The organism is Tunturiibacter empetritectus (assembly GCF_013410875.1).
Taxonomy (GTDB): Bacteria; Acidobacteriota; Terriglobia; order Terriglobales; family Acidobacteriaceae; genus Edaphobacter; species Edaphobacter empetritectus.
The window spans coordinates 1,626,951-1,644,831 of record NZ_JACCCU010000001.1 but is presented as its reverse complement, the minus strand read 5'-3'; the positions used below and the strand labels follow the sequence as shown (position 1 = coordinate 1,644,831).

The 17,881-nt window shown below is 60.6% G+C and carries 13 protein-coding genes; 5 read left to right on the top strand and 8 right to left on the bottom strand.

Translation table 11 applies throughout. From position 1 onward, the window contains the following. Window positions 1-13 precede the first annotated feature (13 nt). Window positions 14-445, top strand: coding sequence for a hypothetical protein (locus HDF08_RS06975; protein ID WP_179637791.1), 432 nt, complete (start codon window positions 14-16; stop codon window positions 443-445). Here HDF08_RS06975 and HDF08_RS21625 read toward each other — a convergent pair. From HDF08_RS21625 to HDF08_RS06935, 7 genes are all read right to left on the bottom strand, one after another. After that, window positions 442-1,470: a DNA-formamidopyrimidine glycosylase family protein gene (locus HDF08_RS21625; protein WP_257030900.1), complete on the bottom strand. Its 1,029-nt coding sequence runs from the start codon at window positions 1,468-1,470 to the stop codon at window positions 442-444. The genes HDF08_RS06975 and HDF08_RS21625 overlap by 4 nt on opposite strands. Beyond that, window positions 1,463-6,361, bottom strand: a complete 4,899-nt coding sequence (locus HDF08_RS06960; protein WP_179637790.1) for an Lhr family helicase — start codon at window positions 6,359-6,361, stop codon at window positions 1,463-1,465. Before HDF08_RS06960 ends, HDF08_RS21625 begins: the two co-directional genes overlap by 8 nt. A gap of 106 nt (window positions 6,362-6,467) precedes the next feature. Then, window positions 6,468-7,295, bottom strand: coding sequence for a CheR family methyltransferase (locus tag HDF08_RS06955; protein WP_179637789.1), 828 nt, complete (start codon window positions 7,293-7,295; stop codon window positions 6,468-6,470). Further along, on the bottom strand, window positions 7,282-8,511 hold the full coding sequence (locus HDF08_RS06950; protein WP_179637788.1) for a protein-glutamate methylesterase/protein-glutamine glutaminase: 1,230 nt from the start codon (window positions 8,509-8,511) through the stop codon (window positions 7,282-7,284). Before HDF08_RS06950 ends, HDF08_RS06955 begins: the two co-directional genes overlap by 14 nt. Before the next feature lie 37 nt (window positions 8,512-8,548). After that, window positions 8,549-8,920: a response regulator gene (locus HDF08_RS06945; protein ID WP_179584514.1), complete on the bottom strand. Its 372-nt coding sequence runs from the start codon at window positions 8,918-8,920 to the stop codon at window positions 8,549-8,551. Then, window positions 8,901-9,434, bottom strand: coding sequence for a chemotaxis protein CheW (locus HDF08_RS06940; protein WP_179637787.1), 534 nt, complete (start codon window positions 9,432-9,434; stop codon window positions 8,901-8,903). The genes HDF08_RS06945 and HDF08_RS06940 overlap by 20 nt, the downstream gene beginning before the upstream one ends. Then, window positions 9,431-11,635, bottom strand: coding sequence for a chemotaxis protein CheA (locus tag HDF08_RS06935; RefSeq protein WP_179637786.1), 2,205 nt, complete (start codon window positions 11,633-11,635; stop codon window positions 9,431-9,433). The genes HDF08_RS06940 and HDF08_RS06935 overlap by 4 nt, the downstream gene beginning before the upstream one ends. A gap of 86 nt (window positions 11,636-11,721) precedes the next feature. Between HDF08_RS06935 and cdd the strand changes: the two genes are divergently transcribed. Further along, on the top strand, window positions 11,722-12,156 hold the full coding sequence (gene cdd, locus HDF08_RS06930) for a cytidine deaminase (protein WP_179637785.1): 435 nt from the start codon (window positions 11,722-11,724) through the stop codon (window positions 12,154-12,156). Window positions 12,157-12,170: 14 nt separating this feature from the next. After that, on the top strand, window positions 12,171-13,565 hold the full coding sequence (locus HDF08_RS06925; RefSeq protein WP_179637784.1) for a thymidine phosphorylase: 1,395 nt from the start codon (window positions 12,171-12,173) through the stop codon (window positions 13,563-13,565). Window positions 13,566-13,632: 67 nt separating this feature from the next. On the opposite strand, the gene HDF08_RS06920 is transcribed toward HDF08_RS06925, so the two are convergent. Further along, on the bottom strand, window positions 13,633-14,061 hold the full coding sequence (locus HDF08_RS06920; protein ID WP_179637783.1) for a hypothetical protein: 429 nt from the start codon (window positions 14,059-14,061) through the stop codon (window positions 13,633-13,635). Between the two features lie 335 nt (window positions 14,062-14,396). Between HDF08_RS06920 and HDF08_RS06915 the strand changes: the two genes are divergently transcribed. Together HDF08_RS06915 and HDF08_RS06910 are read left to right on the top strand one after the other, a co-directional pair. Then, window positions 14,397-16,286: a sigma 54-interacting transcriptional regulator gene (locus tag HDF08_RS06915; RefSeq protein WP_179637782.1), complete on the top strand. Its 1,890-nt coding sequence runs from the start codon at window positions 14,397-14,399 to the stop codon at window positions 16,284-16,286. A gap of 284 nt (window positions 16,287-16,570) precedes the next feature. After that, window positions 16,571-17,809 (top strand): NupC/NupG family nucleoside CNT transporter, encoded by a 1,239-nt coding sequence (locus HDF08_RS06910; RefSeq protein ID WP_179637781.1) that lies wholly within the window; start codon window positions 16,571-16,573, stop codon window positions 17,807-17,809. The last annotated feature ends 72 nt before the right edge of the window (window positions 17,810-17,881 follow it).

Genomic DNA, 17,881 nt, shown 5'->3' with positions numbered 1-17,881 from the left:
GTTTGAGTTGGGAATGCGACACGTCAAAACAGAAGATAAGGCATGGGCAGCGTCACAGATAAGAAAGATTAGTCAGCGCAACCGCCCTCGCTGGATTGTCTTGGGATTACTCTTTGCCGGTGGAGCTATCTATATTGATTTTTTTCTAGAGGCGGGGAAACGTGCAGCTGGACAAGAAATTCTCTGGTCCATCTGCACGCTTGGCTCCTTATTAATTGCGATCCGGAAGTTTCTAAACTATCCGCGGCTCCTGCTCCCAATCGTACTCACTCTGATCGCTCATGGGCTCATCATTGTGTTAGCAGGGCGCCTTTTACCTCTAGACAATTCGCTGACCCTGCTCTTCTTCTGGCTGCCGGAACTCTTACTACTCTTTTTAGTCTTAGCCGTCTTTGCCAGACTTCTAGATCCGAACGGCGCACGACCTGATCCGGAGGAACTTTAACATCCGATCTTCCCGCGTCGCACCGCGACTGCCCGCCCCACCGGAGCAGCCGTCTCCCCCATCCCAACCCAGGGCTGGCACTCCGGACACCAATACGTAGACCGAGCCTGCACCCCCTGCTTCCGCATCATCACCGCCGCCCCACACCGCCGGCACTCCTGCCCCTGCCGTCCATACACCCAAAGTCTCTCCTCGCGATTCGACGAATGCGTCGTCCGCCGATTCCCCGAGTAAGTCACAATACCATCCCCCGCCCCGTCCACCACATTCGCTTTCATATACCTCTGCGATACCTCCACCATCACCTCCATCTCTCGCTGCGTAATCGTCCTCATTGCGCGAAACGGATTCACCCCCGCCGCAAACGCCACCTCGCTCTTGTAAACATTCCCAAGCCCAGCCAGCACGCGCTGATTCAGCAGCACCACAGCAATCTCCGCCTCAGGATTTTCTACCGCATAAGCACCCAGCCGAGCCATCCCACCCTCCACGGTAAACTCATCCGACAAAATATCCGGCCCCAGCTTCGGCACCTGGCTACTCCGCTCCAGCGACCGCGCCGTATGGAACTCCGCAACGGGAATGTTGAACCCAACAGCCTCCCACCCCACATCAACCGGGTGCCCCATCCTTTGCGGCTTCATCGCAAAGGGTGGGGTATCGTTTGCGGAAACAAACGACCGCTCTTCCTCCATCTCAGATTGCATCGAAGAAGAAGATTCAGGCCCCACCCGAATCACCACCCGCATCCTATCCCTTCCCATCCACCACTTTTCTCCGGTGCGATACAGATGCCAGCTTCCGCTCATCAACATATGCGTCACAAGAATCAAATCACCCGAGAAAAAAATCAGGCACCACTTCCCGCGTGACTCTACCTTCTCGACGGTCCTGCCTATCAGTGGAGCATCATCGTTCACTCGAGCCAGCTTGGCCAACCCAGTGTCGAACCCAGTCACCACCTTGCCCCCAATCGCCCTCTGCAGCGCTCGAGCAGCGCGATAAATCGTATCCCCTTCAGGCATTCGCTCTCACCTCACCGCGAGCGCCCGGCAGCGGCGGCAATCCCCTGCGCACATTGAACCCCATAGCCCCCGCCGCAAATCCCGCATCGAGCAAAAACTTTGCCATCCAATGCTCCGCCACTGCCACTCCATTGACACTCGCAATCAACATCCCACCCCTGCCCTGTGCATCCTCCTGGGCCTGCACCCGCGACACCAGAAACTCCGCCAAACTCCGCGCAACCTGCGATCTCTGCGGCTCTTCCTCCGGCAGAAACACCTGCAAATTAGGATTCCCCCGCCGCAGATAAGTCACAAGCGCCCCATCGCAAAGAATCACACGAGCCCCAACGCTCCGCGTCAAGGAAGACCCCTCCTCCGGTGCGGCAGGCCACCGCATCAAGGCTCCATAGGGATTCGCCGGATCAGTCGCCGCCAGCTGCAGCATCTCCGTCTTGTCCGCCTGGTTCGCAGACCGCAACGACCGCAGCAGGTCCACCGCAGCCGGCAGCGCAAACTGCGTCGCCCCCAGATCCGCCGCAAAGTACCCTCGCCGAATCTTTCCGCTCTCCTCCAGCGCCTTCATCACGTCGTAGATCGCCGAAAACCCACCCGGCAGATTCTCCGCATGCGCTGTCTCACGAAACACCACCCCATACCGCGTCAGCAACTGTTGCGCAATCGCATGACTCCACTCAGTCGCCGATCTCTCCATCGCAAACGCCGCCGCATTCAACCCCCACCGCCCCTGCGCCGTCGGCGGAGTCGTCCTCCTCGACCGAAATCCAATCTGTTGATGCACCCTCCGAGCCGGCTTCCCAGATCTACCAGCCCCACTCGCCGCCGACCTCTCGCAGTAAGCACGCAGCGCGGCGAAGCCATCATTAGTAAGCATCCCTCGCCACACCAAACTCCAAAGCGCCTCCAACGTCTCCCCCGGATACCCGCCCCCGACCCCATCATGCAGATCCTGAAAGAACGAAGCCCCATGCCCTTTCAAATACTCCACAATCTCCGTCTCTTTACTCACTGCAATCGCCGCAGCAGGAATCACCTTCCCATCCTGATCCCGCATCACTCGCTCCGCCGGCAGCGTCGGGGCAATAGGCCAAAGAGCAGACAGCTTCTCCGCCAGATAAAGCCCAATCCGCCCATCTCTCTCCCCAATCGGATCGAACCCCACCCAAATTACCTCACCCGCCGCAATCAAAGTATCCAAATCCGAGCTCTTATACCCCACCAACCGCGCAGGCAGAATCTCCGTCTCTAGAATCGAAGCCGGCAACGGCGCCCCCTGCAGATTCTCAATCACATCCAGCAGAGCATCCAACCCCCGCCGAGGCTGTACCACACCCTGCCACCGCGTAAACAACCGCGCCAGCGTCCTCTGCTCCACCGGCTCGACCTCCTTCCGCAACCGCGCCAGCGACCTGCGCCGAATCGAACGCAGCACCTCGTTGTCGCACCACTCCCGATGAATCCCCCCCGGCCGAAACCCACCCTCCACTACCTTCCCACTCTGAATCAGCCGCTGCAGCACCGCCTCCACGCTCTCCACCGGCAGATCAAATCGCCCGGCAGCCTCAGGCGTCGTAAAGGGGCCATGCGTCCGCGCAAACCTCCTCATCAGATCCAGCAGCGCATCCGGCATCTCCTCAAGAAACGCGCCCGGCAGCCCCGGCGGCAGTGGCACTCCCAGTGCATCCCGATACCGCGCCGCATCTTCCACCGCAATCACCCGCTTCTCTCCTGCGACCTGCACCTCCAGCACCCGCCGGGCCCGCATCAGCTTGCCAACCGATTCTGCAACCTCATCCGTTACACATCGAAGTCGCAGCTCCTCCCGCGTCAAGTCCCCAAGCCGCAACAACAGATCATGCACCCCATCCATGTTCCGCGCGCGGTACCCCTCAACCAAACACTGCAGTTGCTCCTCCGTCTCCTCAATCGCATTGATATCGAGCAGCTCCCGAAGATCCGCATCCCCCATCAACTCCCGAAGCTGATCCTGATCGATCGAAAGCGCCTGCGCCCGCCTCTCTGCCAGCGGAGCATCTCCGTCGTAGATATAGTTCGCCACATAACTAAACAGCAGCGCCGAAGCAAACGGCGAAGGCGTCCGCGAGTCTACCGTATGCACCCGCAAACTTCTGTTCTGCACCCCGCGCAGCGTCTCCATCAGAGCAGGCATATCAAACACATCCCGCAGACACTCGCGATAAGCCTCAAGCACAATCGGAAAAGAAGCAAAACGGCTAGCCACACTCAACAGGTCATAAGCCCTCTTCCTCTGCTGCCACAGCGGAGTCCGCCCATCCGCCCTTCTTCTCGGTAGCAACAAAGCCCGCGCCGCGCTTTCGCGAAACTTCGCCGCAAACAACGCCGTCGATCCCAGCTGCCGCAGCACTAACTCCGCTGCCTCCTCAGCCTCCAACAAAATCGGTTCAATCGCAGGAGCTTCTTCGGTCTCAGGAAAGCGCAGCACAAAGCCATCCTCCGACCACATCGTCTCCACCTCCTGCCCGTTCCCCGCACGCAGCTTCGCTGTGACCGCCATCGCCCACGGCGCATGAACCCTGCTCCCAAATGGCGTCAGCACACAAACCCGCCAATCCCCCAGTTCATCCCTCACCCGTTCAATCACAATATTTTGGTCATCAGGAACAACAACGGTAGCCAACTCCTGATCCGCCAGATACCGCAACACATTCTCCGCCGCCCCCGGCTCCAGGTCATGCTCCGTCGTCAGCCGCGCCATCGCCACGCTTCGCGGAGCATCGCGCAACTCCCTCACCAGCGCCCCAATCCTCCGCCCAAACTCCAGCGGCCGCCCCGCCTGGTCTCCATGCCAGAACGGCATCTTCCCCGCCTCACCAGGAGCAGGCGTCACCAGCACCCGGTCATGCGTGATCTCATCGATCCGCCAAGTCGAAGCCCCAAGGATAAACGTATCTCCCGTCCGGCTCTCGAAGACCATCTCCTCGTCCAGCTCCCCCACCCGCACAGGCTTCGAGCGTTGCCCCGCCAGAAACACCCCATACGTCCCGCGATCAGGAATCGTCCCGCCATTCAAAATCGCAATTCGCTTCACCCCGGCACGCGGCGTAATCCAGTTCCTCGTCCTGTCCCACGTAATCCTCGGCCGCAGCTCGGCAAACTCATCCGACGGATACCGTCCCGCCAGCATATCCAGCACGCCTTCAAACACACTCTGGCTCAGTCCTGCAAATGGGGCTGCCCCGCGCACCAGCGCAAACAGAGCAGCATAACTAATCCCTGGACTCTCCTCTTCCTCCGTCTTATGCTTCGTCCGTCTCTCCGCATCGGCCGCACCTAAAGGTGGATGAGCAATCACCGCCACCATCTGCTGTGCCAGCACATCCAGAGGGTTCCGCAGAAACCGCGTCGACTCCACATGCCCCTCATGCATCGCCCGCGTCACCGCCGCGCACGCAATCAAATCCGCCCGGTACTTCGGAAAGATAATCCCATTGGACGGTGCCCCCACCTGGTGCCCCGCTCTTCCAATCCGCTGCATCCCACTAGCCACAGAAGGCGGAGCCTCAATCTGAATCACCAGATCGATCGCCCCCATATCGATCCCCAATTCAAGCGACGAAGTCGCCACCAGCGCCTTGATCTTTCCCGCCTTCAGCAGCTCCTCAATCTCCGTCCTCTGCGTCGCGGCTAACGACCCATGATGTGCCCGCGCAATCTGATCTCCCGCAAGCTCATTCAACGCCCCAGCCAGCCGCTCCGCCACCCTTCGCGCATTCACAAAGATCAGCGTAGACGTCCGCCCCTGAATAATCTCCAGCAATCGCGGATGGATCGACTGCCAGATCGAAGTTCTTTTCGGCCCCTGCGAAGCCGGCCCACTGGGCTGCTCCTGAATCTCCCCCAGCCGGGCCATATCCTCCACCGGAACCTCAACCTTCAGCTCCAGCACCTTCCGAGCCCCGGCGTTCACCACCGTCACTGGCCGATACAGTGGAGCATCCGCGCCAACGTCGGGCCTCACCCCATCGTCACTGGCCGTACTCATCAACACATGACTCACATCAAGCGCCGACTCAACCCCGCTCAACTCACCAGCCGCTTCGCTGACCCGCTGACTCGCTGACTCGCTGACCTGCTGTCCCGCTGACTCGCCGACTCGCTGCCCAACCGCCTCCGCGCCGCCAAGAAATCGCGCCACCTCCTCAAGCGGTCGCTGCGTGGCGGACAGCCCAATCCGCTGTAGCCTCCTCCCCGTCAACGCCTCCAGCCGCTCCAGCGACAGCGCCATATGCGCTCCGCGCTTGCTCGGTACCAGCGCATGAATCTCATCTACAATCACCGTCTCCACCGACCGCAGCGACTCCCCCGCTTCCGAAGTCAACAGCAGATAAAGGCTCTCCGGCGTAGTAATCAAAATGTCGCCAGGATGCTTGCGAAACCGCGCGCGCTCCTTTTGCGACGTATCCCCCGTGCGCACGCTGATCTCGGGCATCCGCAACGCAACACCCTCGCGCTTCGCCATGTTGGCAATCCCAACCAGCGGAGATCGGAGATTGCGCTCCACATCCGCCGCCAGTGCCTTAAGCGGCGAAAGATAAACCACCCTGCATCCACGCTCAGCCTCAGGAGCCGTCCGCATCATCAACCTGTCGAGACACCACAAAAACGCCGTCAGCGTCTTGCCCGTGCCCGTCGGCGCAAGGATCAACGTCGACTCACCACGAGCGATCGCTGGCCAGCCCTCCACCTGTGGAGCCGTCGGCGCCTCAAACACAGCCCGAAACCACTTCGCAGTAATCGGATGAAACAGCCCAAGCGCCTCCTCACCGCCGAGCTTCTTAGGCAGCAATGGCTCTATCTTTCCCGGCACCAACTTCTTCGAGTTAGAAGGCTTCTTAATCTTCGGCGGCATAGTCAAAGTGTGCTCTCAGCAGCATAATGCCGCACACACTTTGATGCGCGCCAAGGCTCTCAGGTCCAGTCCAAGGCTCTCAGGTCCATGACCCGCCATCTTCCTCTCAACTCGCGCTAACCGGACCATAAAAATAGCAGTCTGCCCCAAACTCCACCTCAAAAAGATTCGTAGAATCCTCCGCCTGCTCCGCATTCCCCAGCACCAGATACCCTCCAGAAGAAAGCTTCCGATGAATCTCCCTGAAGAGCGTCCTTCGGTCCTGCTGAGAAAAATAAAGCAGTACATTTCTCAACAACACCAAATCGAATGTTGGCAGCAAAGGCAACGGAGCGCACAAATTGGCGTAATGAAACTCGCACATCGACCGAATCTGGGGACTAACCTCCCACTCCTCACCATGTCGAGTCATATACTTCAGCAGCATTCGCGCCGGTAACCCGCGGTTGACCTCCAGCCGCCGATACCGCCCCTTCTGCGCATAATCGACCACGTGACGCGAGATGTCGGTGCCGATGATCTTCACATCCCAGCTCGCAATCTCCGGAAAGTGCTCCGCAATCATCATCGCCAGACTGTAAGCCTCCTGCCCGGTCGAACTCGCCGCACTCCAGATCCGCAGCCGCCGCTGCTCTGCTCGACGTTCCATAAGCCGCGGAATCAGAATCTGCCGCAGCATCTCAAACGGCCTCATGTCGCGAAAGAAGCTCGTCTCGTTGATCGTCATCGCCTCGGCGACCGCGCGATGTAGATGAGCCGGTCGCCCGGCCTTCAACATATTCACAAAATCCTGAAGGCTCTCCGCACCAGACAATCGCGCGATCGGTGTCAGCCTTGTGTCGAACAAAGCATTGCGCGAGGCATCGATCAGATTCGCCGATTGCTCCAGCACAAGCTCACGAAGATAAGCGTAGTCCGTATCAGAGCAGGCCATCGTTGATCTCCCGTCGCGGCGCCATCGCCGAGATTGCAAGGCGTGCCGTCTCCATCTTCGTCAGTCTTCCCGCGTTGACCCTCTGATTCAGCGCACCCGCAATCTCCCCCAGCGGAAGCGTTGCGCTTGCAATTCCAGCCTCAGTCACCTTGGCCGGCATGCCCCATACCGCAGAGCTCGCCTCGTCCTGCGCCAGCACCACTCCCCCGCGTTCATGAACAGCCCGCGCCCCATCCAGACCATCCGCACCCATGCCCGTCATCACCAACGCCAGAGCAGACGCGCCATACATGCGTGCCGCAGAAAAAAACAGGTAGTCCACCGCCGGCCTGCAGTGATTCAACGGCTCCCGCTGATGCAGCCGAACCCTGCTGCTCCGCCCCGCCAACCCCGCATCCTGTCTGTCCATCAACCCGTTCCCTTGCCCTACCTCCATATGCGCATCCCCCGGAGCCAGCCAGATCGTGCCCGGTCGAATCATCGCGTTCTCATAGGCCTCTTTCACCCGCAGCGAACAGCACTTATCCAATCGCTCCGCCAGCGCCCCAGTAAACAGCTTCGGCATATGCTGAACGATCAACACCGGAACAGGAAAATCTGCGGGCAATCGCGGCAACAACTGCTCCAGTGCCGATGGCCCACCGGTAGACAATCCGATCACCACCAGCTCAATCGGAGCGGACGACTTCGGCAACGTCGTACCAGCCGGAGCCCTGCCCGCGTTGCTCGAGCCATCCTGCGTGACCACGCTCTCCTGCTTCCGCTTCGCTCCTCTGGCTAGCGCAGCAATCCGCGGCAGCAGCTGCTGCGAAAGCGAAAGCATCGCCGAAGCAAAATCCCGCTGCTCCGCCGGCTTAGTCACATAGTCTGCAGCGCCACATGCCAGCGCCTCCAACGTCGACCTTGCCCCCCGCTCCGTATGCGCACTGCACATGATCACCGGCAGCCCCGGACTCTCCACCTGCAAGCGGCGCAAAACCTCCAGCCCATTCAGCCTCGGCATCTCAAGATCCAGCACTAAAACATCCGGCGACAGCCGGCCCACCGACTCCAGGCAATCCACTCCATCCAACGCAACGCCGCACAACTCCATCCGCGGCAGTTCGCTCGACCGATCCTCCGCGTGACTCTGAAACAGCTTCCACATCACCCCGCGCATCACCGCCGAGTCGTCCGCTGCAAGAATGCGGAGCGGCCGCTCCTCCATGGATCCCATATCTGCTGTCCTCAGACTTTCTCTCTCGCCCACAACGTCAAGCTGCGATGACGCCAAGCAGAAGCATCTTCTCCCGAAGGCTCTCCGGAGTAAACGGCTTCATCAGAAACTCATCTGCGCCATTGTCCAGCGCCGTCGTGATAAACGAGTGATCGGCCTCGGTCGTCACCATCATCACCTTCATCTCTGGCCCAAGCTTAGCCTCGCGCAACTTCTTCACGCACTCCAGCCCGTTCATCACCGGCATGTTCACATCCAGCAGCATCAGGTCGAACGACTCCTCCGCCCGAAGCACCGCCAGCGCGTCGCTCCCATCCTTCGCCTCTTCACACACCACATCCATCCGGCCCAGCAGGTGCCGCAAATACTCCCGGATAAAGCTCGAATCATCAACGATCAGGGCTCGCATCTATGCCTCCATTCGAACTGCTCTTGAACAATCCCACCTCCGACAGGCGCGACGGCGACAGCTTCCGCGGATCCAGCTGCACCATCAAGCCCGCGTCCATCTTGTAGGCTCCATCGAACAACCATTTGCCCCTCGCCTCCAAGGTGCAGGGATTGTCTTCTAACGCGCGGCGGCTCACCGTCACCACTCCGCCCACCGCATCCACCACCAGCCCAAACCGTTCCGCAGCCTCATCCTCCGCCATCACCAGCACGCAGCATCTGCCGGAGTGAGCCTTCATCCCCAACAGGGCCCGAAGATTCACCGTTGTCAGCACCTCGCCGCGATAAGGCACGACACCCGCGATGAACGCCGGCGACATCGGCACCCGTTGCAGATCCCGCTCCCCAAGCACCTCGTGTATCTTCCTGGTGTCGATGCCGAACATCTCACTTCCCGCATACAACGAACAAAGCGAGACCGCATCGCTCTCATCCTGAATCTCGTCGACCATCTCCCGACCGGCTATCTTCACGCAACCTCCTGCCAGGCAGCCTTCGCCTTCACGCCAAACTCACGATGAACCTGCGTCAGCTTCTCCTTCACCAGCGCAAGCTCCATCCCCATCTCATGGCTCGCCTCACCCTGATCGATCAACGTTCCCGTCGAAACATCCAGAACCTGCCGCACTACCATTCCTCCACGCTGTGCTCCTCCCACGTTGGCATCGCCGCAGATCAGCACCGTCACCATCACCTCTTCGCCCACCCGCCGCCTAGACTCCAACTCCATCAGCACACTTCCTTCATCCCGCAGCGGCAGCAGTTCACCGCGATACTGCAGCAACGGCCGCCCCCCCGCATACTCAATCTGTCCCAGCGGCACACTCTCAATCCGCTCCACCACATCCAGCGGCAACGCCGTTCGCTCTCTCACCCGATCCTCAAAGATTAGGAACGAAATCCCCGCATCCTCCAGCACCGCAGCCTCTCCAGCGCCGATTCCAGCGACCTCCTCTTCCATCGGCTTCACTCCAGCCCGTGCCGCAGTCGCACCGATATCCAGAATCAAGGCCAGCGTGCCATTACCCAGCACCGTAGCGCCCGAGAACAAACCAATCTCCCGCAGCACCGGCGACAGCGGCTTCACCACAATCTCCTCCGGCGACATCAGGTCATCGACCACCAGACCGTACCTGCAGCCCTCCGCCTCAAGCACCGCCAAGTAGTGTCCCTTCGACTGATCAGGATTATCCGCCTCCAAACCCAGCAACCGATCCAGCCACACCATCGGCAGCAGACGCTCCCGCAAACGGTACAGCTCCGATGAACCAATCCTCTGCACCACCTGCGAAAACTCCCGCTCCGGAATATCCACCAGTTCCACCAGCGTGCTCTGCGGCAGCGCAAATGACTGTCCCCCACTCTTCACCACCAGCGAAGGAACAATTGCCAGCGTCAGCGGCACCCGAAGACGCAACGTAGTCCCTATGCCCCTGCGAGACTCGACCTCAACACTTCCGCCAACCTTCTCCACATTGGCCCGCACTACATCCATGCCGACGCCGCGCCCGGAGACCGTAGTCACCGCAGCCGCCGTAGAAAATCCCGGTAGAAAAATAAGTTGCAACGCCTCCCGCTCCGACATCCCCGCAGCATCTTCCGCCGTTACCAGATTGCGTTCAATCGCCTTCTGCAACACCCGTTCAATCGGAATCCCGGCGCCGTCATCTTCAATCTCGATCACCACCGATCCGCTCTGGTGGAACGCCTTCAACCGCAGACAACCCTCAGCCGACTTCCCTGCCAACACACGGTTCGTAGGCGACTCAATCCCATGATCGACCGCATTCCGCACTGCATGAGTCAGCGGATCTTTAATCGCCTCCAGCAGACTCTTATCCAGCCCCGTCTCCTGCCCACTAAACTCAACCCGCACCTCGCGTCCGCACGTCCGCGCAAGATCCCGCACCATCCGCGGAAACTTCCCAAACAGATTTCCCACCGGCTGCATCCGAGCCTGCATCACCGTCTCGCGCAGATCCGCCGTAACACTATCCAGACGTCGCGCCAGCTCAGGAAAGTTCGCCGCCTCCATGCCGCTCTGCAGCATTTGGTTGCGCGTCAACACCAACTCGCCCACCAGGTTCATCATGCGGTTCAGCACATCCACATCGATGCGCAGCGTCTTATCCGCGCTCGCCTTCTCCGTCACCATAACCGGCTGCAACGCAGGCGGTTGCAAAGTCGAAAACGCACCGCTGTTCGAAGCGACCGGCGCAGCCCCCTCACTCTTCGCCGTCTCCACCAACGCAATCTGCGGAGCTTCAATCTCCGGCAGCTCCGCAGGCAGCTGCCCATTCAACATCGCCAGTTCCGCAATCAGCTCGCCGTCCTCATCGCCGGCCCGCGTCCCTTCACTCCCAGTCTCCTCGATCAGCACCAGGATCGAGCGCAGTCCGTCCATCAGTCTCAGCAACCCACTGATCAGATCCGAGCTGACCTCCAGCTTGCCGTCCCGCAGCGACCCCAGCAGATGCTCTCCAGCATGCGCCAGCTTCTCCAGCCGATCGAATCCCAGAAATCCCGTCGTCCCCTTGATCGTATGAACGGCGCGGAAGATCTCCCCCAGCAATCCACTATCGTCAGGCCGCATCTCCAGTTCGGTCAGGCACCGCTCCATCCGGTCCAGACCCTCCTGGCTCTCCGCAATAAATTCTTTGGTTAGCTCGTCCACACAACCTATATCGGGCGTTGAACGGTAACCATGAGGCGCCAGCCACTTGCTATCGGCCCCCCGCACCCGATAGCCTCACTCACATCATGTCCTCCGAACTCTCCGCCGCCTCACCCAGCGCCCTCACGCCAGCACAAATCGCCGCCCTCCAGCAGCAAGCCGCCGCCGTCGCGCACCACGCCTACGCACCCTACAGCAACTTCCGCGTCGGCGCCGCCCTCCTCCTCACCGACGGTACCATCGTAACCGGCTGCAACGTCGAAAACGCCTCCTACCGCCTCACCACCTGCGCCGAGCAGACCGCCATCACCTCCGCCGTCGCCCTCCGAGGCCCCGGCATCCGCATCCGCGCCATCGCCGTCGCCAACCTCAACGACACCGCGAGTCAGCCCTGCGGAGCCTGCCGCCAGACCATCCACGAGTTCAGCACCCCCGACACCGTCATCTACTTCCCCGCCGCAGGCGGCTCCATCGCCCAGGCCACCATCGCCGAGCTCCTACCCGCCGCCTTCGTCCTCTAAAAGCTGATCCCAAAATGACCCAGACCATCCATCCCATCGACATCGTCCTCCACAAGCGCGACGGCCGCGCCCTCAGCGACGCAGAGATCCAGGCCTTCATCCACGCCCTCGTTCAACGCACGCCACAAAAACAACTCGTCACCGACGCCCAGATCGCCGCCTTCCTCATGGCCGTCTTCCACCACGGCCTCAACCCACAAGAGCTCGCCACCCTCACCACCGCCATGCGCTACTCCGGGGAGACCTTCGACGCCGCCCCCCTCCACAGCTTCACCATCGACAAGCACTCCACCGGCGGCGTCGGCGACAAGACCTCCCTCCTCATCGCCCCCATCCTCGCTGCCGCAGGCCTAACCTCGCCCAACGCCAACGGTATCCCTGGCATCTGCGTGCCCATGATCTCCGGCCGCAGCCTCGGCCACACCGGTGGCACCCTCGACAAGCTCGAAACCATCCCCGGCTTCAACACCCAGCTCACCCTCGACCAACTCCTCCTCACGCTCGAAAAGTGCGGCGCAGCCCTCGTCGGACAAACCCCGCATCTCGTCCCCGCCGACCGTATCCTCTACGCCCTCCGCGACCACACCGGCACCGTCGAATCTCCCTACCTCATCTGCGCCAGCATCATGAGCAAAAAACTAGCCGAAGACCTCAACGCCCTCGTCCTCGACGTCAAAACCGGCAGCGGCGCCTTCATGCCCACCTACGACCAGTCCAAGCTCCTCGCCGAACTCATGGTCCAGACCGGCGAAGCCTCCGGCACTCGCACCGTCGCCCTCCTCACCAATCACGACGAACCCCTCGGCCGCTTCTCCGGCAACTGGATCGAAGTCTGGGAGTGCGTCGACATCCTGCGCGCCACACGCATCGAGGATCGTCACCCCCTCTCCGCCGACCTCATCCAGCTCTCGAACCTCCTCGCCGGCTGGATGCTTCATCTCGCAGGTAAAGCCCCCACTCCCGAAGCAGGAGCTAAGCTCTCCGACGAGATCCTTCTCAGCGGCGCAGCCTTCAAAGCATGGATCAGAGTCATAGCCACCCAATGCGGCGACGTCTCCCTCTTCCACGACCCCGCCGCCCACCACCTCTACACCGCCTCGCGCACCCTCACCGCCACCCACTCCGGATACCTCGCCTCCATGGACTGCAAACAAGTAGGCTGGGCCGTTCAGCGTCTCGGTGCAGGCCGAGCCAAACCCGGCGATCCCGTCAGCGCCCATGCCGGCATCGAGATGCATGCCAAACTTGGCGACCCGATCAAAGCCGGTCAACCTCTAGTCACACTCTTCAGCGAAGACCTCTCGCTCCTCGACGAACCCGAGAGCATGCTCCGCGACACCCTCCACATCGCCCCCAACCCACCCCAACTCCAGCCGCTCCTCCGCGAAGTCATCACGAAGAGCACCTGACTCCCAGCCCCCAAAAAAGTGGACCCGGAGATTTTCATCGCCGGGTCCTACTCACGCAAAGCACAAACTATTTGAGAGCAATCAGAACATCGCTATTGACGCGTACGGACGCTTCTTCCTGCGCCTGAGTCTTGGCCCGCTTCTCCTGCTTCGAAGTCGTCAGGTGGCAGCTCATTGATCCATTCGCTGTGCGAATCTCACTCAGGAAGTACTGGTTCCCGTAGTGATGAAAGACCAGCTTGTTGTCTGCTGAGGAACTGTAATCAGGAACCGTGATCGCCATCAAGGCAACACCCTTCTGACGGTCCGCAATAGTCAGCATCCGCGGCGAGTTGCTGTCGTTACCGATCGTGTAGTTCCCGGCGGGCAGCGTGCGGCCATTCACCGTGAAGTTGAAAGGAACACTTGCCGTGACCTTATGATCCTGGGCCATGGCGCTACCAGCGGTGGCGATACCGGCGGCGACGAAGAGTGCGATTGCAGTAAGGTTTTTCATGACGATCTCCTTTGTGAGATTTCTCTCTCAGGTCCCGATTGGTCTCTGGATTTCGTTCTCTCCGGAGCTTGTTGTTACGCCCGAATAGAATGCAACCGCATGGCCAAACCGCGCCAAACTCCGGACAATCCGCAGCTCACTTTTATTTGCAACAAGATGGGATCGCAAACCCGGCCCGCAAGCCGGCAACGCTCGCCCAACAATCACTCTTCTGGTATCCGAACGGTTCCCCGCGGTATCCAATCGGCTCCCGCGCCCCGAATCGTGTCCCGGCTCGTGCCCAGAATCGCGGTCACCCGGCCGATTCAGCTACACTCTCCTTCAACGGAGGCCCGATGAAACCGTGGCTCCTTGCCATCTCCGGCTCGCTGACCGGAACCGTTCGTGAGCTGAGCGACAGCCCCATCTCGGTTGGCCGACTCGAAGTAAACCAGCTATGCCTCGCCGACCCGGCGGTCTCTCGAAAACACTGCGCCATCCAACCTGTCGAATGGCCGAACAGCCTGAGCCAAAACAGTCAGGGCCAAAATAGCCAATATGAGCTCGTCGACCTCGACAGCAGATGCGGCACCTTCGTCAATGGAATGCCCGTCCTGCGCCGATCCCTGGACCACGGCGACACCATCCGCATCGGCAGCGCCAGCTTCCTCTATCTCACACACGAAGACGAACCCGCTACTCCCAAAAGACGCGCAACCGACTTCTCTTCAAGCCCATCGCCCGAAACAAAAAAAGTCGCGCCTCCCGCAGGGCTCCCGCAATTGGGAGTTGGAGTCGGACGCATGGCTCGCGACCTCACTGCGCTCTTCGGAATCAGCAGCGTTATCAATTCCATCCGCGACGCTCAACTCCTCCAGCGCGAACTGCTACAACTCATATTTGAAGTCGTACCTGCAGACGAAGGAGCCGTAGTTTTGCTTACCGACTTCGAAGAAGAATCGCTTGAAATCTGCAGCTGGAACCGCCTTACCGGTGCGACCTCAAATCTGGAAATAAAAAAAGACATCGTTCATCGCGCATTCTGGGAGCGTACAGCCGTCCAGACCGACGCAAACCCAGACGAAGGTGAAACCCAGAGCATCCTCTGCCTGCCGCTGGTCGCCATAGAACGAACCATCGGCGTCCTCTATCTCACCTCTCTCCCGCCAGCCCCGCCCTTCGCCGAAGACCACCTCTACTTCCTTGACTCTGCCTCCAGAATCGCAGCCGTAACCCTCGAAAACATCCTCGCCCTCGATTCCCTGCGCTCAGAAAACTCAAAGCTGAAGCGGCAGCTCAACACCGCCACCAACCTCGTCGGCGAAAGCCGCCAGATCCGCCAGGTCAGCGACTTCATCTCCCGCGTCGCACAAAGCGACTCCACCGTCCTCATCCGCGGCGAGAGCGGCACCGGCAAAGAGGTCATCGCACGCTCCATTCACCAGAGCAGTCCAAGAAGCGAACTCCCCTTCATCGCCATCAACTGCGCCGCCATCCCCGAGACCCTGCTCGAAAGCGAGCTCTTTGGCCACGAGAAGGGCGCCTACACCGGAGCACTCGGCATGCGCAAGGGCAAACTCGAATCCGCCGAAGACGGAACCCTCTTCCTCGACGAGATCGGCGAACTCGCTCCTCCCATGCAGGCCAAGCTTCTCCGCGTCCTCCAGCAAAGAGAGTTCGAGCGAGTCGGCGGAACCCACGCCGTCCCCTTCAAAGCCCGTGTCCTCGCTGCAACCAACAAGGATCTCGAGCTGGCCATCAAGTCCAAAGAGTTTCGCCAGGACCTCTACTACCGTCTCAACGTAGTCTCCGTCTCCGTCCCCCCGCTGCGCGAACACAGCGAAGACATCCCCCTGCTCGCCCTCTACTTCGCCTCAAAGTACGCACAGAAAAACAAGCGCCCCTTCAAAGGCATCTCCTCCGAAGCACGCTCCCTGCTGCTCGGCTACAGCTGGCCCGGCAACGTCCGCGAGCTCGAGAACGCCATCGAGCACGCCATCGTCCTCGGCCTCACCGAAGAGATCCTCGCCGAAGACCTTCCCACCATCATCCTCGAGCAGCAGTCCGCAAAACTCGCAGGAGCCAAGTACCACGACGTGCTGAACGAATCAAAAAAAGAGATGATCCTCAACGCCCTTCAAGACGCCAAAGGAAGCTACCCTGAAGCCGCACGCACCCTCGGCATCCATCCCAAGTACCTCCACCGCCTCGCACGAAACTTCAATCTGAAATCCGATCCTCCCTAACTCCGCTGGAGATTATGCGGGCGAAGCCCGATACCAAACTAAGAGGCCCGATTGAGTCTTTGCTGTCATCCTGACCCTGAGCTTGTCGAAGGGGAAGGATCCCGAAGAACTCCGCCCTGCCCCAACCGCTCGCCCTTTTCAAACCACACGCCGTTGTCTGTTCTCTACCGCTCACCCAGCCATCGAACCACCCGGAAAAAGGAGATCCCTCGAGGCACTTCGTCTCCGGTACACTCAACCAAAGTATTCAAACTGCGTTCATCTCAGCAGCAGGAGCGAAGCCTTTGTCCCGATTCACCGGTCTGCTCGGCCTCATCACCTTCCTCGGCCTCGCCTACGCCTTCTCCACCAACCGCCGCGCCATCCGCTGGCGCACCGTGGCCTGGGGACTCGGCCTGCAGATCCTCTTCGCCTTCCTCGTCATCAAATGGAACGCCGGCCAGGCCATCCTCCGCAACATCTCGAACGTCATCACCTCCCTCCTCGCCCACTCCGTCGACGGCTCCTCCCTCGTCTTCGGTCCTCTCGGCATACCCGGCCGCCCCTTCGCCGTCCTCGCCTTCGCCGTCCTCCCCACCATCATCTTCGTCAGCGCCTTCTTCGCCATCATGTACCACGTCGGCCTCATGCAGTACATCATCCGCGTCGTCGCATGGATCATGCAGCGCACGATGGGTACCTCCGGCGCCGAGTCCACCAACGTCGCCGCCAGCATCTTCATGGGACAGACCGAAGCCCCCCTCACAATCCGTCCCTTCCTCGCCGGCGCCACCCGCTCCGAACTCATGGTCATCATGACCTCCGGCATGGCCCACGTCTCCGGCGGCATCATGGCCGCTTACATCAGCTTCGGCATCAACGCGCAGGATCTCCTCTCTGCCGTCATCATGACCGCCCCCGGCACCATCCTCGTCGCCAAGATGCTCGTCCCCGAGACCGAAGTCCCCGCCACCATCGGCACCGTCCACATGCCGCCCAACGAGGAGCACAAAAACGAAAACTTCATCGCCGCCGTAGCCCGCGGCACCATCGACGGCGGCCGCCTCGCCTTCAACGTCGCCATCATGCTCATCAGCTTCGTCGCACTCGTCGGCCTCTTCAACGCCATCATGCTGGGCATCTCTAACTTCCTCTGGGGCCACGGCCACATCCCCTTCCCCCACTCCCTCAACGCCATCCTCGGCGTCATCGGAGCACCCGTCGCCTGGCTCATCGGCGTCCCCTGGCACGACGCCCACACCATCGGCAACCTCCTCGGCACCCGCACCATGATCAACGAGTTCGTCGCCTTCACCCAGCTCGGCGCCATCAAATCCACCCTCGCCCCGCGCACCTTCTCCATCGCCACCTTCGCCCTCTGCGGCTTCGCAAACGTAGGCTCTATTGGCATGCAGATCGGAGGCATCGGCGCACTCGTCCCCAACCGCCGCAACGACCTCGCCCAGCTAGGCCTCCGCGCCATGCTCGCCGGAACCATGGCCAACCTCATGTCCGCCAGCATCGTCTCCATGCTTATCAAATAAACTTCGGACCAACCACCCTTTGCACTAAAATTCTCCGCAATCCTGCTTCTCTCCCAACGGATCGCGTTACGA

Excerpts from the sequence above, each read along its gene's own strand:
- HDF08_RS06975 (WP_179637791.1), top strand. The coding sequence starts at position 14 with ATGCGACACGTCAAAACAGAAGATAAGGCATGGGCAGCGTCACAGATA.
- HDF08_RS21625 (WP_257030900.1), bottom strand. The coding sequence starts at position 1,470 with ATGCCTGAAGGGGATACGATTTATCGCGCTGCTCGAGCGCTGCAGAGG.
- HDF08_RS06960 (WP_179637790.1), bottom strand. The coding sequence starts at position 6,361 with ATGCCGCCGAAGATTAAGAAGCCTTCTAACTCGAAGAAGTTGGTGCCG.
- HDF08_RS06955 (WP_179637789.1), bottom strand. The coding sequence starts at position 7,295 with ATGGCCTGCTCTGATACGGACTACGCTTATCTTCGTGAGCTTGTGCTG.
- HDF08_RS06950 (WP_179637788.1), bottom strand. The coding sequence starts at position 8,511 with ATGGGATCCATGGAGGAGCGGCCGCTCCGCATTCTTGCAGCGGACGAC.
- HDF08_RS06945 (WP_179584514.1), bottom strand. The coding sequence starts at position 8,920 with ATGCGAGCCCTGATCGTTGATGATTCGAGCTTTATCCGGGAGTATTTG.
- cdd (WP_179637785.1), top strand. The coding sequence starts at position 11,722 with ATGTCCTCCGAACTCTCCGCCGCCTCACCCAGCGCCCTCACGCCAGCA.
- HDF08_RS06925 (WP_179637784.1), top strand. The coding sequence starts at position 12,171 with ATGACCCAGACCATCCATCCCATCGACATCGTCCTCCACAAGCGCGAC.
- HDF08_RS06920 (WP_179637783.1), bottom strand. The coding sequence starts at position 14,061 with ATGAAAAACCTTACTGCAATCGCACTCTTCGTCGCCGCCGGTATCGCC.
- HDF08_RS06915 (WP_179637782.1), top strand. The coding sequence starts at position 14,397 with ATGAAACCGTGGCTCCTTGCCATCTCCGGCTCGCTGACCGGAACCGTT.